Raw genomic sequence first — 16,744 nt, 5'->3', positions numbered from 1 at the left:
ACAAAAAAAAAGTCTTCGCAAATTGCGAAGACTTTTTTTTTGTCAATATCTCAAGATTATTCTGCTTGTTTTTTAGCTTCTTCTTTTAACTCCTCATTGGCAACAATTGCTATTTCTACCCGTCTGTTTTTAGCTCTCCCTTCTACAGTAGAATTATCATATTTTGGTTGCTCCTCGCCGTACCATTTTGTAGTAAAACGCGAAGATGATAAGCCTTTAGAAGTTAAATAGTTGGTAACAGACATAGCTCTTTCCTTAGATAGACCCATATTGTATTCTGCTCTTCCAGTATTATCGGTATGTCCTTCAACCAAAATATTAGTGTTGGGATATTCTTTAAATATTTCGGTTAGCTTAGCTAGTGTTTCTCTAGACTTCTCATTAATGTTACTTTTATTGGTAGCAAAATAAACACCGCTATTTTCATCAAAAGTTACACTTATTCCCTCTCCTACACGGGTAACCTCTGCTCCTGGAACTTGCTGCTCAATTTCTTGAGCTTGCTTATCCATTCTATTTCCGATATATGCACCGGCTGCGCCACCTACAACACCACCAATTATGGCCCCTAGTGCGGTATTATTTCCATCTCCTACGTTATTTCCGATTATCCCACCTATTACAGCTCCACCTGCAGCACCAGCGGCACCTCCTTTTTGTGTGTTATTTGCGTTTTGAATTGCGTCACATCCAGTAAAAATAAATGTAGTTGACAATAAAATAGCAAGCGATTGATTTCTATATTTTTTCATAATACGTTTTTTTAATAATTGTTTTTTATAAAATCCATGCGAATTACAAAAGGTTTGCCTTCAAAAGAAACCGTTTGCTCCCAAGTCATATTACTTTCAGATAATTGCGTTAGACGAAGCTTAAATCCGGTTTTAACAAACCTTGCTTTTTGTCCGTCTTTTAAAACCTTTAGTGTAAAATAGTATAGTCCTGTATTTTTATCGGTTTCTTCAACCGTCCAAACAATTTCTCTTATATCTTGTTCACAATTAGTTCCTGATAAACTATATTGTCCTTGATTGTTGTTTGAAACAAAAGACCAACTTGAGCCTCTAAAGCAATTGGCTTTAGCGTCTTGAAAAAGGTTGACATCTACGAATCCTGAACTTCCTGGATAACTGATATCGGTTAATGTCCAATCTCCTTTAAAGGTTCGTTCTGCTTGACGTTCTACCTTGGTTGTACCACAGGCTTGAAGAAGCAAAACAGAAAAAAGCAAAATTACAATTCTGTTCATATTAATATTTATTTGGTTCAATCCAAATATACCCTAAGCTGCTAATGGCTTCTAATAAATTAATATTTTTTAACTATAATTTGTTAAAATGCTATTAATAAGCAATTAGTTTTTCAAGGCTTTCTACTAATCTTTTTTTAGCTAAGAAATTCTCTTCTAATTCGCTCGCAAACGGGACAGGAGTGTCTAAACCTGCAACTCTAGCAATAGGTGCGTCTAAATATTCAAAGCAATTTTCTGTTATAGTTGCCGAAATATCTGATGCTATACCTCCAAACTTAGTGTCTTCTTGTAAAATTAGAACTTTTCCTGTTTTCTTGACAGATTCAAAAATGGTATTCCAATCTAATGGTTGCAAACAACGTAAATCAATTAAATCCGCCGAAAGGTTCTTCATTTTATCTAGGCATTCAATAGCCCAGTGAACACCAGCACCAAAGGTTATGATACTTACATCATCCCCATTTGTTAAAACAGAGGCTTCTCCTATGGGTAAGCTATAATAATCTGTCGGAACTTCTTGACGAATACTGCGATACAACGCCTTGTGTTCAAAAAACATTACCGGGTTAGGGTCTTCGATAGCCGCCGCCAGAAGGCCTTTGGCATCGTAAGGGAAGGCCGGATAAATAACTTTTAAACCTGGAGTTTTGGTGAACCAAGCTTCGTTGGTTTGACTATGAAAAGGTCCGGCACCTACACCTGCGCCGCAAGGCATACGTATAACAACATCTGCATTTTGTTGCCACCTATAATTAACCTTAGCCAAATAATTTACAATGGGATTAAATCCTGAACTTACAAAATCTGCAAATTGCATTTCAACTATACTCTTATAACCATTTATAGATAATCCCATTGCCGTACTTACAATTCCTGATTCACAAATAGGCGTATTGCGTACCCGATCTTTACCAAATAATTGTAAAAAGCCTTCGGTTATTTTAAAAACACCTCCATAATCGGCAATATCTTGCCCCATGATAATGCTGTTTTCATATTTTTGCATACTTTGTTTCAAACCTAATGAAATGGCATCTACAAAGCGCATTTCTTCTTTAATATTGGTCTTGGGTGCTGTAATATTGGAATCGTGGGCTGCAAAGACATCTGCTAACTCATTATCAATTGTTGATTGAATTGGCGCTTCTGCATTTGCAATTTCAAGATGCTGATTAATTTCGGCTTTAATAAGATCTTCTTGATGTTCAATTTCTTGTTGGTTTAAAACACCGGTTTTAAGTAAATAGGTTTTAAAGTTCTCGATGGGATCTTTCTTAGACCACGCATCCATTAAAGATTTCGGTACGTATTTGGTGCCACTAGCTTCTTCGTGACCGCGCATTCTAAAAGTCTTAAATTCTAATAATACTGGTCTGGGGTTTTTACGGATGCTTTCAGCTAAAGCTGAAACTTGCGTATAAACTTCAATAATATTGTTTCCATCAATAATATGAGATTCCATTCCGTAACCTATTCCGCGGTCAGCTAAATCTTTACAATTATATTGTTCTGCAACAGGCGTAGATAGTCCGTAGCCATTATTTTCTATACAAAACAAAACGGGCAAACTCCAAACTGAGGCAATGTTTAATGCTTCGTGAAAATCACCCTCACTGGTGGCTCCTTCTCCAGTAAATACGGCTGTAACCTTCTGCTCTTTTCTTATTTTATGTGCTAGTGCAATACCATCGGCTACGCCTAATTGCGGCCCTAAATGAGAAATCATTCCAATAATTTTATACTCTTGCGTGCCAAAATGAAAACTGCGATCTCTCCCTTTGGTAAACCCACTAGCCTTACCTTGCCATTGTGCAAATAATCGTTTTAAGGGCACTTCTTTAGAAGTAAAGACGCCAAGATTTCTATGCATAGGTAAAATATATTCATCTTGCTTTAAACTTAGCGTAACGCCAACAGAGATAGCTTCTTGACCAATACCGCTAAACCATTTTGATATTTTGCCTTGCCTTAATAAAATAAGCATTTTTTCCTCTATCAGCCTTGGCTTTAGCATTTTAACATAAAGCTTTTTAAGCTCATCAGGAGTGAGATTATGATTTGAAAAATCCATATATTATTTCGTAAAATTCTTTTTAAAAAATCAATATCAAATTTATAAAGATATTTGAAAGTTGCTAGGTTTCTTCCAAATTAATTATCTCGCCTTTTTATCCTTATAATTTTAATATATTTGTGTATTCATTTTTAAATAGAATAATCATGGCATACACGAATATACCTAGCGTTAATTTGGCAGATTTCATCAGTGATGATCCTAAAAGGAAAGAAAAATTTGTTCAGGAAATAGGTAAAGCTTATGAAGAAATAGGCTTTGTTTCTTTAAGTAATCATTTTCTTAGCGATGATTTAGTAAAAGAACTTTACAAAGAAGTTAAAGCATTTTTTGATCTGCCTTTAGCGGTAAAACAGAAATATGAGATTGAAGGTTTAGGCGGCCAACGCGGGTATATATCTTTTGGAAAGGAGCATGCTAAAGGTAAAAAAGAAGGCGATTTAAAAGAGTTTTGGCATTTTGGGCAAGAGCCAACAGATCCTGACCAGTTAGAAGAAGAGTATCCTGAAAATGTAGAAGTGAAAGAATTACAAGATTTTAATAAAACCGGAATGGAAGCTTATAGAATGCTTGAAAAAACTGGTATTTATGTACTTAGAGCCTTGGCTTTATACATCGGGTTAGACGAGCATTATTTTGACCAATGGGTACAGGATGGAAATAGTATTTTAAGACCTATTCACTATCCGCCTATTACAAGTGAACCAAAGGGTGCAGTAAGAGCAGGTGCCCATGGTGATATTAACTTAATTACGCTGTTAATGGGTGCTTCTACAGGTGGCTTACAAGTTTTAAGAAAAGATGGACAATGGATAGACGCAATACCTAAAGAGGATGAATTAGTGATAAATGTTGGTGATATGCTAGAACGCCATACCAATAACAAGTTGCGCTCAACTATTCACCGAGTTATTAATCCGCCTAAAGAAGAATGGGACAAACCAAGATACTCAATTCCCTTTTTTATGCATCCTAAAAGTAGCATGAAGCTAAATTGCCTGGAGGAATGTGTGAATGAAGATAATCCTAAGCAGTACGAAGATATTACCGCTGGTGAGTTTTTACACCAACGCTTAGTTGAAATTGGTCTTATTGATAAAAAATAAATATGGATTTAGAAGATCAATTAAAAAAATTATTCCCCGATCATCAACCCGAGAAAAATGATGATGAGCCTAAAGAAGAGCCTGATGGTTTGTGGCTTCAAGAAGAGCCATTATTGTGTAAATATGAAAAAAGAAAAGGCAAACCTGTTACCATTATCTCGGGGTATACTGGAGCACAAGAAGACTTTAAGCAATTAGCAAAAGAGCTAAAAACTCAACTGGGTGTAGGCGGCTCTTTTAAAAATGAAGAAATTATTATACAAGGTGATTACCGACCTCAAATCATGGAATCACTTAAACAAAGGGGGTTTAATGTAAAGCGCGTAGGCGGATAATAAAGAATTAAAATGGAAGCAATTAAAGAAAGTGAATTAATTTTAAATCCCGATGGTAGCGTTTATCACCTCAATTTACTACCCCATCAAATAGCCGATACCATAATAACGGTAGGTGATCCTAATCGGGTTAACCGAGTAGCAAAGCATTTTGATAACCTAGAGTACTGCGTTGATAAACGAGAATTTCACACCAAAACAGGCACATACAAAGGAAAACGATTTACCGTTATATCTACTGGTATAGGTACAGATAATATAGATATAGTGCTCAATGAGCTCGATGCACTTGCCAATATTAATCTAGAAACGCGTACTCCTAAATCAGAACATAAACAATTGACTTTTGTGCGTATTGGTACTTCTGGATCTATACAAAAGAGTATACCAGTTGATTCTTTTGTTGTTTCTGAAAAAGGATTGGGTTTTGATGGTTTGATTTTTTATTATGAAAGCGACAAGGCAATTAATCCTAGCTTTACGGAAGCCATCCAAAATCACTTAAAAATTCACCCGGGTAAACCTAAACCGTATATTATTGATGGCGATGAGCAGGTTGTAAAGCTTTTAGCTGAAGGCCAAGGTATTAAATTGGGAATCACAGGGTCAAATGTAGGGTTTTACGGTCCGCAGGGACGTGTGCTTCGCGCAAAATTGCAGGATCCTAGTTTTATAGATCAATTGGTCGAATTCAAGTGCGATAATGAAATAATCACCAATCTTGAAATGGAAACCAGTGCCATTTTTGGGCTAAGTAAAATATTAGGCCACAGAGCCGCAGCAATCAATGCAATAATAGCCAATAGGGCAACGGGTAATTTTAGTGAACAACCCAAAGAAAGTGTAGATAAGCTTATTTTATACACGCTTAACCAATTGGTAAAACTAAACTGATTTAACATACTATTAAAAATATCCCCTCCTTTTTATTAGTAGTTTTGAGCAAATTCAAAAAATGAAAGAAAGCCACGACGAAAATTATAAACACAGGGACTTAGATTGGCTAAATTTTAATAAGCGCGTTTTGCAAGAAGCCCAAGACCGTGTGAATCCGTTATATGAACGCATTAAGTTTTTGGCGATTTTTTCCTCTAATTTAGATGAGTATTTTAGAGTTCGGGTTTCTCAGTTGCGCCAAATTAAAAAAGTTGAGAAAAGTTTACGAAAAAAATTGGTCTTTAAACCCAACAAAAAGGTAAAGCAAATTTTAACCAAGGTTAAAACCATGCAAGCCGATTTTGGTGAAGTTTTTCACGATGAAATAATACCCGATTTGGCTCAAAATGGAATATTTCTATTAAATGAGAAAGATTATAATCCAAAACAAACTAATGAAGCAAAGCTACTGTTTCAAAACGTACTTAAACCTAAATTAGTTGCTCAAATTATTTCCTTTAACGAAGAAAAGCCTGTTTTCTTAGAAAACGACACCATATATTTCTTTGTAAATTTTAAGGGAGATAATAACGCAGGTCTTGTCAATATACCCTTTCCAGATTTCGGTAGGTTTTATGTTTTTAATGATAAAAGTAAAGGCTATTATATAACGTTTATCGATGATATTATAAGATTGAAGATGAATGAGGTATTCCCTGGAGAACAAATTGAAGGGATTTACGAAATAAAAATGTCGCGTGATGCTGAATTATACATTGAAGACAAATATGATGGTGAATTAGCCGAAAAAATATATGATTCTTTAGCTCAACGCACCAATGGGCAACCTACTCGCCTACTCTACGATGCCACCATTCCTCAAAAGCCCTTAAAAGCCTTGCGTAAGCATCTTCAATTAGGTAAAGTAGACCTAATGCCTGGTGGCCGTTACCATAACTTTAGTGATTTCTTTGATTTTCCTATTCCTGAAAATAAGCTAAATTTAAAAAAAGAGAAATTAAAGCCTTTGAAGCACAAAGCTTTTCTTAATCAGGAAGATTACTTTAAAGTGGTGCAAAACAAAGATGTTTTGGTTCATTTTCCTTATATGGATTTTACTGTAGTTGAAGAATTCTTAGAACAAGCCGCCCAAGACCAATCGGTTACCGATATTAAAATATCTCTTTACCGTGTTGCCGATGAATCTAAACTAACCAGCTCTTTGATTAAAGCAATTAAAAATGGCATAACGGTTACGGTTTTTATTGAAGCTAAAGCACGTTTTGACGAAGAAAACAATATCATTTGGGGGCGAAAATTTGAAAAATTAGGAGCCAAGGTGATTTATAGTTATCCTAAAATTAAAGTACATTCTAAGGTTTTTCTAATCAACCGAATTGAAAATGGTGAGAAATGCCGCTATGCCTACATAGGTACCGGTAATTTTAATAGCGAAACCAGTAAAATCTATTGTGATCATGGTATTTTTACCGCTCAAGAAAAAGCCACAAAAGAATTGGATAGATTATTTAAAGTTCTTGAAGGAGAATTGATTATACCCCGGGCGAATCACCTACTCATTTCTCCGTTCAACACGCGCAGAACCTTTACGCAATTAATATTGCAAGAAATTGATAACGCACGGGCGGGTAATGAAGCCAAAATAGAAGCTAAACTAAATTCACTTGAAGATCAAGAAATTATTAATTTACTTTATAGAGCGAGCCAAAGCGGTGTAAAGGTAAGGTTGCTGGTACGCGGATTTACTTGTCTGCGTGCAGGAGTAAAAGGACTTAGCGAAAATATTTATATAACCAGTATTCTTGATAATTATTTAGAACACGGTAGAATTTATGTTTTTCATAATAATGGGAATCCTAAAATGTATATGGGTAGTGCAGATTGGATGGAGCGTAACTTAGATAGGCGTATCGAAGTACTTTTACCAATAATTGATGCATCTATTTTTAAGGAGCTACGTGAAATATTAAATTTACAATTTCAAGATAATCAAAAAGCACGTATTCAAGATTACTTGGAAGATAATAGGTATGTTACCAGAGATAGAGGAGAAAAACCAATACGTTCACAGGTTGAAATTTATGCCTATTTAAAAGAAAAACACAAAGCATGAAAGAAATAAAAATAGGTGGTGTGCCCGAGCATTTCAACTTTCCTTGGCATAAAGCAATGGAGCAGGGAAAATTTAAATCTAAAGACATTAAGGTGGTGTGGGAAGACTTCTATGGTGGTTCGGGCCAATTAATTGAATCACTAGCCAATGATGACATAAATATTGCCATTATGCTTACCGAAAGTGCTATACAGGCTATAGAACAAAACTACCCCTTTCAAATTTTACAAAAATTTGTTGATACGCCACTAATGTGGGGAATTCACGTGGCTGAGAATTCTACTTTTACCAATGTAGACCAGTTGAGGGGTAAGAAAGCTGCCATAAGCCGACGTGGTTCGGGTAGTCATCTCATGGCTTTTGTGCATGCCAAACAACAAAATTGGGATTTAGAAAAGTTAACGTTCGAAAACGTAAAGAACTTAAACGGAGCCTTAAAAGCCCTACCCCAAGATCAAGCCCAGTATTTTTTATGGGAACATTTTACAACTAAGCCTTTTGTAGATCAAAAAATTTTTAGACGCCTGGGAGACATCCCAACGCCTTGGCCATGTTTTGTATTGGTAGCAAAAGAAGCATTCATACAAAATAATAAAGACTTACTTGAAAGTCTTCTAAATGTGATTAATCAACTATCAGCCGATTTGAAAGAACAAACCGATTTAGTCGATGAAATTGCCGAAAAATATAAACTCGATAAAACGGATGTTGAAAAATGGCTTAATCAAACGGAGTGGAGTCAAAATAAATTAAGTGAGGCTGAATTAGAGGAAATTCAAAAAGAGTTATTAGCCTTAGGTTTAATAAATTCAAGTTCCAAACATCAAGATATTTGTGTAGTTTAAAAATTAACGCAACCTTTGCGCCTTTTTTGCATCTAGTGAGTAAAGGCCAGAGATTATGATCGTTTTTTTAATTGTTTTAGCAGTATTGTTGTTTTTAAATTTGATTTTATTTCTTTTCAGCAGAAATAAATTGGAGAAGCAGCCAGACGCCGAAAAGTATGGTGTTGAATAATCTACCATTGTATAGGATTTTCTCCTTTACGGATTAAAATTTCGTTAGCTTTACTAAAATGCTTGTTTCCAAACCAATAGCCTCTATTGGCACTTAAAGGAGAAGGATGTCCGCTGATGAGTATATGGTGTTTTTCAACATCTATTAATTTTTTCTTTTTCTGTGCAAATCCGCCCCAGAGCATAAAAATTACACCACTTTTTTCTTTAGAAATAGCTTGTATACAAGCATCTGTAAATTGCTCCCACCCCATTTTTAAGTGGCTACCGGGTTTTTTCTCTTCTACGCTTAAACTTGCGTTTAACAAAAGTACACCTTGCTGCGCCCACGCACTTAAATCGGTTGTGATATGAGGTTTTGCTTGTATATCCTCCTCGATTTCTTTAATTATGTTGCGCAAACTAGGAGGTGCCTTTATACCATTGGGTACAGAAAAAGCCAATCCATCGGCTTGGCCAGGCCCGTGATAAGGGTCTTGCCCTAAGATAACTACCCTAGTTTCATTAAAATCGCACAAATCAAATGCTCTAAAAATAGATTCTTGAGCAGGGTAACAAGTTTTGTTGTGATAAACATCATTTAAAAATGAAGTTAAATCCGTAAAGTAATCTTTTGTAAATTCTTTTTCCAATACCTTTGTCCATCGCTCACTTAAGGTAAATTCCATCAATAATTTATTTAAATTTGTACCGACTACGAATGTAGAAAAACTATGATTAAGATTTCAGAAAAAACACTAACAGATTTAGAGTTTAATCAAATTGGCGAACAACTTGCCGAGGCTTGTATTACCAGTAATGGTAAAGATTTAGCTTTAAATTTAAAACCCTATCCTAGCGTTGAAGCTAGTAAGCAGTCGCTATTTCAAACCCAAGAATACAAATCTTCGGCTTTTGAAGAGAAACCCGTTCCTAATCACGGCTTTGATGCGGTAGACAAAGAAATTAAGCTATTGAAGCTAGAAAATAGTGTTTTGGAATTGCTGGGTTTTCGAAAGATTTTTTCTTTGGCACAAACCACAAATATTCAGCTTAGGTATTTCCACAAATATCAAGAACTTTACCCTAATTTGTACCAGCGCAGTCAGGAGGTTTATTATACTACTCAAATAGAGCAAGACATATCGGCTATTGTTGATGAATACGGAGAAGTACGCAGTGAGGCTTCTGCCCTGCTACAACAAGTTAGACGCTCTATTCAAGCCGTTCAAGGCCAATTAAACAGTAGTTTTAATTCTGCACTAGGACATTATAATTCTTTGGGCTTTTTAGCCGATATTAAAGAAAGTGTAGTCGATAACATTCGGGTTTTAGCGGTAACGGCTATGCATAGAAAAAAAGTGAAAGGCGCTGTGCTAGGGAGCTCTAAAACGGGAAGTATCATATATATTCAGCCCGAACGCACTTTGAATCTTGAACGGGAATTAGGCAATTTAGTGTTTGAAGAAAAAGAAGAAATCAGACGCATCTTAAAAACATTGACCAATACCATAAGGCCGCATGTAAAGCTGTTAAAAGCCTATCAGGATTTTTTAAGTTTTATAGATTTAACTGCGGCAAAGGTAAAATATGCCAAGCGCATGAACGGCGTTTTACCTATTCTTTCTGAAGATCAAGAATTAGATTTAAAGGAGGCGTATCATCCGTTACTATTACTTAGCAATCAGGCTAAGGGAGCCAAAACCTATCCGCAAAGTATTCAATTAAATGAACAAAATCATATCGTAGTTATCTCGGGACCCAATGCGGGCGGTAAAAGTATTACCTTAAAAACCGTTGGCCTTTTACAGTTGATGTTACAGGCTGGTATGTTGGTTCCTGTTCACGAATATTCACGAATGTGCTTTTTTAATAAAGTTTTAACCGATATTGGCGACAATCAAAGTATTGAAAACCACTTGAGTACTTACTCATATCGACTAAAAAATATGCGATATTTTTTAAAGCAATGCGATGCGCATACTTTGTTTTTAATCGATGAATTTGGAACGGGAAGTGATCCTGAATTGGGTGGTGCATTAGCCGAAACCTTTTTAGAGGTTTTTTATGAGAAAAAGTCTTATGGTATTATAACTACCCATTATGCCAATTTAAAACGAATGGCCCAAGAAACGCCAGGGATTAGCAATGCCAATATGCTTTTTGATGCAAAAACTTTAGAACCTCGGTTTAAATTGCATTTGGGTGAAGCAGGAAGTTCTTTTACTTTTGAAGTAGCACAAAAAAATGGTATCCCTTTTAGTTTAATCAACCGCTCTAAAAAGAAGGTTGAACGTGGTAAATTGCGTTTTGATAAAAGCATCGCTAAATTGCAACAAGAACGCTCAAAATTGGTTAAAACTACCACCTCACTTAAAGAAAAAGAACTTGTAGCGCAAAAGGAAAAACAAAAACTGGATGAAACTAACAAACGCATTCAGGAAAAGTTAGAGGGTTTTCAAGAGCTATATGATGGTAACCAAAAGTTAATTTATTTAGGTCAAAAATTTGAAGATTTAGCCAAAGGATTCTTTGAAAACAAGAAGAAAAAAGAAATGGTAGCAGAATTTCTTAAACTAGTGGCTATAGAAAATTCTAAGCGCAAAAAAGCCAATAAAAAGGAAAAGCAAAAACAGGCTGCAGCTAAAAAGAAATTGGCACAAGAAGCGCAGCAAAAAATAGAGAAAATAAGACAGAAGAAAAAAGAAGAAAAAAAGAAAGAAGAGAAAAAAGCAAAAGAGAATACGGTAAAGCAATTGGCATCTTTTGGTATTAATGATCGGGTGCGTTTAGAAGGCAGTCGTTCTATTGGTACTATAGACCGTATCGAAAAAGGAAAAGCATTGGTAAATTACGGAATGTTTACCACCGAAACTCCTCTAAAACAATTAGAGTTAGTTCAAAAAGCAAAAAAATGAGAAAGGAATTACCAGTAAATAAAAAAATTATTTTGTTTGATGGCGTTTGTAATCTTTGCAACACTAGTGTAGATTTTATTATAAAGCGGGATACCAAAGACGTTTTTCGGTTTGCTTCTCTACAAAGCGATTTGGGAATGCAATTGCTCGCTGAGCGCGGAATAGATACGCAAAAAATTGATTCTATCGTATATATTGATCCAGGAAATACTTATGAAATAAAATCTGATGCCGCCTTAGCAATAGCAGCCGAATTAAAGGGTTGGCCGAAAGTAATAAGTTATTTTAAATTTCTGCCTTCAGGTTTTAGAAATATGATTTATGATATTGTAGCTAAAAACCGATACCGTTGGTTCGGAAAAAAAAATACTTGCAGATTGCCTACTGAACAGGAAACCGCTAAATTTTTATAAATAGTTTAAATAAGTTCAAAAAAAATCTGCTTGCATTCGCAAGCAGATTTTGTCTAAAGAAAGTTAATTTCCACAAGTAACGCTCACGTTATCTATAGAAATATATTCTGTATCCTCATTGTTTTGTACCCGTACCCTTATAATTAAACTACTCCCTACTAAATTACTCACGCTAAGGGTTGTTGGGGGTATATCACCTATAAAAGTATGATTGGCGTTACCTTGACCGTTATAATTAGGTACTTCGATATAGGTTAGACCACCGTCAAGAGAATATTCTACATCAACATAATCATTGCCTCCGGTACAGTTAAAATCACCGGTATGGTTGGCATCATCGTATTCTAGGCTGTTGGTTGAGCTAATGTCTAAACTAAAACCTACATTAGCGTAGCCCACAATATCAATCGCTGGTTGGGTGGTATAGCGTAATGGCCCCCCAGTATCTCTAAAAGATAAATATTTATCGTTAGAAATACCTGCAACCTTAGCATAATCATCGGCATCAACTAGCGTTCCAGGATGGCTCGCTGTACTAGTACCAACAGTAAAACTAGTTAATATAAAATTGGTAGTAGGGTAATCACCACTGGCAGAGTTTGTACCAGTAATTCCAGTACCTAAAGCATAAGCTTCAAAATCATCTGTAAACAAAGCTGCGCCAACACAAGTTTTGGTAAAGCATTGAATGTTATGCCACTCTCCTATTTTGGCATCATAAATTTGCCAGCAGTAGGTGTTGCTAATTTCATCGTGAACATACACCATTAAACCATCGTCGCGCATAGTTTCAGCATCGACTTTTATATTATTTCTTTGATTTAGGGTGACTACTGGTAACTTTAAACCGCCAAATACCCCAGCACTATATTCTGCTTCAATATGCAGGGTACTAGCCGTAGAAGGATTATCGGTATTAAAACCTACTTGAGCCGCTGCCATATTGCCCAATAATAATATAAAAATGTAATATAATTTTTTCATATTAATAAGTGTGTGAACCTATACCTGATGCGTCGTCTTCAGCAAAGCTATCAAAGTCATTATCGTCATAAGTCGTACTTGGACCAAAACCAAGTTTTCTTCGTAAAGTAACGTTCTGAGCAAAAATTGGGTTATCATTACCAGGGTTTATTAATGAATCTGGACCTATAATATCAATTAAGGTTTCTGTTCCTCCTAAGGGTTCATAATACAATAAAACCGAATCATCACCATTGAAATTAAGACTGCCTGTTTGGGTGTCAACCTCTCCAGTGGCTAAAACATTCGCATTATTAGCCATAACAAAAACATCACCGTCTATTATCGTGTTAGATGTTAGAGAAATTGGACCTGTGAGGTTACCTTTCTGTCTAAATATTCTAAGGTGATATTCACTTAAATTTACATCTTGCCCAGTGAAATTGGCAATTTCTATAATTTTATTGTTACTACTTCCTTCTACATACTCAGATATAAACAAATCGCTGGCTACGCCGCCTGCAGCTTTTATAGGGCCACGTAATGGTGAATCTACTGGGCTACCAATAAATTCTCCTGCTGAGGCAACAGGGGTTACGCGTACAAAGATAAATTTACTTACATCTGCCGTTTGCAGGGTGTAGGTAGCAGTGGTTGTTACCCCTAAAGAAGTTGTATTGGTTCCTTGAGCGTCATCGGCAATAAACCATTCAAAAGTAGTGGCTCCCTCTGCATCATTTTCAATATCACTATAGGTGTAATTTGCCGTTAAAGTTTGCGTGTCTTCAATTATACCTGAGATAAACACATTGCTCGCGGTGGGAGCATAGTTGGTTGGCATACAATATACGTCTGCCCAACTGCCGTTTATTCCATCATAGATTTGTAAACAACGCGTGTTGCCTTCTACATAATAAATAAGCATGCCTCCGTCGGCAGTGGTGGCTTTGTCCGAGATCTTATCGCGCTCGGTAGCGTCTACTGTAGGAATCAACAAGCCGCCATAATTTTTATTATTGTAACTGCTTTTTATTTCAAGTGCAGCCGCCGGGCTTGGACTATCGGTATTAATTCCTATTTGCGCAAAACTTGCCAAAGCCAGCAGATTGCATAAAATAAAGGGTAGTATTTTTTTCATAAATCCTGAATTACAGCTGTAAAGATATAAATTTTATTAATTAATAAAGAAAATGCTTCTTGCTAAGCGGTTATTTCTTATAATTATCATCCCAATTTTTTACAACGGGGTGGTCTTTTAATTTTCCTACTGCTTTGGCTACTAGCATAGAAACCGAAGCATCTCCAGTCACATTTACCGTTGTTCTGCACATGTCTAAGGGTCTATCTACCGCAAAAATAAGCGCTAAGCCAGCTTCTGGAATACCCGCTTGAGCCAAAACAATCACCAGCATAACCATACCAGCACCCGGCACCGCAGCCGAGCCAATTGATGCCAAAGTAGCGGTAGCAATTATGCCTAATTGGGCACCCAAACTTAAATCCATACCAAAAGCTTGTGCAATAAAAACAGCCGCAACGGCTTGGTATAAGCTTGTACCATCCATATTAATGGTAGCTCCTATAGGCAAAACAAAACTACTCACCTCTTTTTCAACTCCTAAGTGCTCTTCTACCCTCTCCATAGTTACCGGTAAGGTTGCCGCGCTAGAACTGGTTGAAAATGCCAATAATTGTGCAGGTGAGATGCCATCTACAAAAAACTTAGGCGAGCGTTTGGTGAATAACCATACAATGAGGATATAAAAACAGATCATGAGCAGCAAGCCTAAGATTACTGTGAGCGTATACATACCCAAAGCGGCAAATAAATCGGTGCTAGGTGACTCGACTACCAAGGCTGCTAATAGCGCAAAAACTCCATAGGGAGCAAAAAGCATAATGATATCTATCATTTTAAGAATCACCTCATTAAATCCGTCAAAGAAATCTTTCACGGGTTGCGCTTGTTTTTCAGGAATTAAAATGAGTCCGATACCAAAAAAGATGGCAAAGAAAATAACCTGCAGCATATTTTCATTCTTCCCGGCCGCACCTACGATGTTAGAGGGTACAATATCTTCAAGAGCTTGCAACGGACCCGCTTCTTTTTGTTTTTGTGCGTCTTTACGTTTTAATTCGGCATCGCCATCATAATTGGCAATCAATTCTTCTCGAGTTTCTTCGGTGATGCTATGTCCGGGCTTAATTAAATTCACTGCACCCAAACCTATACTTACCGCTATAACCGTGGTTAACACATAGGTTAAAATAGTACGCAAGCCCATTTGGGAGAGTTTTGATATATCTTTCAAATCTGATACTCCTTTAATCAGAGAAGCTAATATTAAGGGTACCGCAATTAGTTTCAAAGCATTGATAAAAATGTTTCCAAAAGGTTTTATCCAATCCTGTATAAAAGTGGGTCCCCAACCAAAATTACTAAGTACTAAGGCAAAAAGCACACCGGCCACCATACCGATAATAATTTGCCAATGCAGTGCAAGTTTTTTCATTAAATATAAATTATTATTTAGTAAATCTTTTTTGTAACAAATCAAAATCGGCAACGACCAATGCTGCCATCGCTTCAATTATAGGAACGGCCCGCGGAACCACACAAGGGTCGTGTCTACCCTTGCCTTGCATAACCACCGCTTTTTGGTTGGTATCTACCGTGTTTTGTTTTTGCATAAGTGTGGCAACAGGTTTAAAAGCAACCCTAAAGTGAATGGGCATACCGTTGCTAATACCACCTTGTACGCCGCCACTATAATTGGTTTGGGTACTTAAATCGGTATTAAAAAGATCGTTATGCTCTGAACCGCGCATGGTAGCCGCTGCAAAACCACTTCCTATTTCAAAGCCTTTTACCGCGTTGATTGATAGCATTGCTTTTCCCAGTTGAGCGTGCAGTTTATCAAAAACCGGCTCGCCTAATCCGGCAGGAAGTCCCTTTATTTCACAAGCCACAATACCCCCAATAGTATCTCCCTCTTTACGTATTTTTTTAATTAGACGCTCCATCTCCATTGCTTTTTGAGCGTGAGGCACCCTTACCGGATTTTTTTCACGTTCCTCCCTATTTAGGCCTTCGTTTGCATCCAATTGAATGGATCCTACCTGAGTGGTATAGGCAAAAAATGAGATGTTTTTTAAATACAACTTGGCGATAGCACCCCCTACCACACGACAAGCCGTTTCTCTGGCACTTGAGCGGCCTCCACCGCGATAATCGCGAATGCCATATTTTTTATCGTAGGTAAAATCAGCGTGACTGGGACGATAAACCGACTTTATATGATCGTAATCTTTTGACTTCTGGTTGGTGTTGTAAATGACAAAACCGATAGGCGTACCAGTGGTTTTGCCCTCAAAAATACCCGAATAAAAATGTACTTTATCTTGTTCTTTGCGCTGGGTGGTTATGGCAGATTGACCAGGTTTGCGTCGGGCAAGTTCGTCTGCAATAAAATTTTCATCTATACTAACACCAGTAGGGCAACCCTCTAGAATACCTCCAAGCGCCTCTCCGTGAGATTCGCCAAAAGTGGTCAATTTAAACAAGTTGCCAAAAGTATTTCCTGCCATAGTCAATTTTTACAAATGTAATTTTTTAATGCTTAAATTCAAACCTAAAAACAATCTCATTCATTAAGAAGTGATTACTACTAGATGTTT

15 protein-coding genes are annotated in these 16,744 nt (G+C 36.6%); 7 read left to right on the top strand and 8 right to left on the bottom strand.

Annotation, left to right across the window (positions count from 1 at the left end):
- Positions 1-56 precede the first annotated feature (56 nt).
- From ACH2AZ_RS01470 to ACH2AZ_RS01460, 3 genes are all read right to left on the bottom strand, one after another.
- Positions 57-752 (bottom strand): OmpA family protein, encoded by a 696-nt coding sequence (locus tag ACH2AZ_RS01470; protein ID WP_394906317.1) that lies wholly within the window; start codon positions 750-752, stop codon positions 57-59.
- Positions 753-763: 11 nt separating this feature from the next.
- Positions 764-1,249: a lipocalin gene (locus ACH2AZ_RS01465; protein WP_394906316.1), complete on the bottom strand. Its 486-nt coding sequence runs from the start codon at positions 1,247-1,249 to the stop codon at positions 764-766.
- A gap of 94 nt (positions 1,250-1,343) precedes the next feature.
- A complete protein-coding gene (locus ACH2AZ_RS01460; protein WP_394906315.1) occupies positions 1,344-3,323 on the bottom strand; it encodes a thiamine pyrophosphate-dependent enzyme in 1,980 nt (659 codons plus the stop codon).
- Positions 3,324-3,472: 149 nt separating this feature from the next.
- On the opposite strand from ACH2AZ_RS01460, the gene ACH2AZ_RS01455 reads away from it, so the two are divergent.
- From ACH2AZ_RS01455 to ACH2AZ_RS01435, 5 genes are all read left to right on the top strand, one after another.
- Entirely contained in the window at positions 3,473-4,432 is a 960-nt protein-coding gene (locus ACH2AZ_RS01455) for an isopenicillin N synthase family dioxygenase (RefSeq protein ID WP_394906314.1), read from the top strand.
- Between the two features lie 2 nt (positions 4,433-4,434).
- Positions 4,435-4,767, top strand: a complete 333-nt coding sequence (locus tag ACH2AZ_RS01450; RefSeq protein ID WP_394906313.1) for a translation initiation factor — start codon at positions 4,435-4,437, stop codon at positions 4,765-4,767.
- Between the two features lie 12 nt (positions 4,768-4,779).
- On the top strand, positions 4,780-5,661 hold the full coding sequence (locus tag ACH2AZ_RS01445) for a nucleoside phosphorylase (RefSeq protein WP_394906312.1): 882 nt from the start codon (positions 4,780-4,782) through the stop codon (positions 5,659-5,661).
- Positions 5,662-5,722: 61 nt separating this feature from the next.
- On the top strand, positions 5,723-7,777 hold the full coding sequence (ppk1, locus tag ACH2AZ_RS01440; protein WP_394906311.1) for a polyphosphate kinase 1: 2,055 nt from the start codon (positions 5,723-5,725) through the stop codon (positions 7,775-7,777).
- Positions 7,774-8,622, top strand: a complete 849-nt coding sequence (locus ACH2AZ_RS01435) for a substrate-binding domain-containing protein (protein WP_379044452.1) — start codon at positions 7,774-7,776, stop codon at positions 8,620-8,622. Before ppk1 ends, ACH2AZ_RS01435 begins: the two co-directional genes overlap by 4 nt.
- Positions 8,623-8,795: 173 nt before the next feature.
- Here ACH2AZ_RS01435 and ACH2AZ_RS01430 read toward each other — a convergent pair whose 3' ends face one another.
- Positions 8,796-9,461: a uracil-DNA glycosylase gene (locus ACH2AZ_RS01430; protein ID WP_394906310.1), complete on the bottom strand. Its 666-nt coding sequence runs from the start codon at positions 9,459-9,461 to the stop codon at positions 8,796-8,798.
- A gap of 45 nt (positions 9,462-9,506) precedes the next feature.
- Between ACH2AZ_RS01430 and ACH2AZ_RS01425 the strand changes: the two genes are divergently transcribed.
- A complete protein-coding gene (locus ACH2AZ_RS01425) occupies positions 9,507-11,690 on the top strand; it encodes a DNA mismatch repair protein MutS (RefSeq protein ID WP_394906309.1) in 2,184 nt (727 codons plus the stop codon).
- A complete protein-coding gene (locus ACH2AZ_RS01420; RefSeq protein ID WP_394906308.1) occupies positions 11,687-12,103 on the top strand; it encodes a thiol-disulfide oxidoreductase DCC family protein in 417 nt (138 codons plus the stop codon). The genes ACH2AZ_RS01425 and ACH2AZ_RS01420 overlap by 4 nt, the downstream gene beginning before the upstream one ends.
- Before the next feature lie 63 nt (positions 12,104-12,166).
- On the opposite strand, the gene ACH2AZ_RS01415 is transcribed toward ACH2AZ_RS01420, so the two are convergent.
- From ACH2AZ_RS01415 to aroC, 4 genes are all read right to left on the bottom strand, one after another.
- On the bottom strand, positions 12,167-13,087 hold the full coding sequence (locus ACH2AZ_RS01415; RefSeq protein ID WP_394906307.1) for a hypothetical protein: 921 nt from the start codon (positions 13,085-13,087) through the stop codon (positions 12,167-12,169).
- Between the two features lies 1 nt (position 13,088).
- On the bottom strand, positions 13,089-14,204 hold the full coding sequence (locus tag ACH2AZ_RS01410; RefSeq protein WP_394906306.1) for a lamin tail domain-containing protein: 1,116 nt from the start codon (positions 14,202-14,204) through the stop codon (positions 13,089-13,091).
- A 70-nt stretch (positions 14,205-14,274) separates the two neighbouring features.
- Complete coding sequence (locus ACH2AZ_RS01405) at positions 14,275-15,579, bottom strand: dicarboxylate/amino acid:cation symporter (protein WP_394906305.1); 1,305 nt, start codon at positions 15,577-15,579, stop codon at positions 14,275-14,277.
- Positions 15,580-15,592: 13 nt separating this feature from the next.
- On the bottom strand, positions 15,593-16,654 hold the full coding sequence (gene aroC / locus ACH2AZ_RS01400; RefSeq protein WP_394906304.1) for a chorismate synthase: 1,062 nt from the start codon (positions 16,652-16,654) through the stop codon (positions 15,593-15,595).
- Positions 16,655-16,744: the final 90 nt, after the last annotated feature.

This window comes from uncultured Mesonia sp., assembly GCA_947499595.1.
In the GTDB taxonomy this organism is placed as follows: domain Bacteria; phylum Bacteroidota; class Bacteroidia; order Flavobacteriales; family Flavobacteriaceae; genus Mesonia; species Mesonia sediminis.
This window is presented reverse-complemented; position numbering and strand designations above follow the sequence as displayed.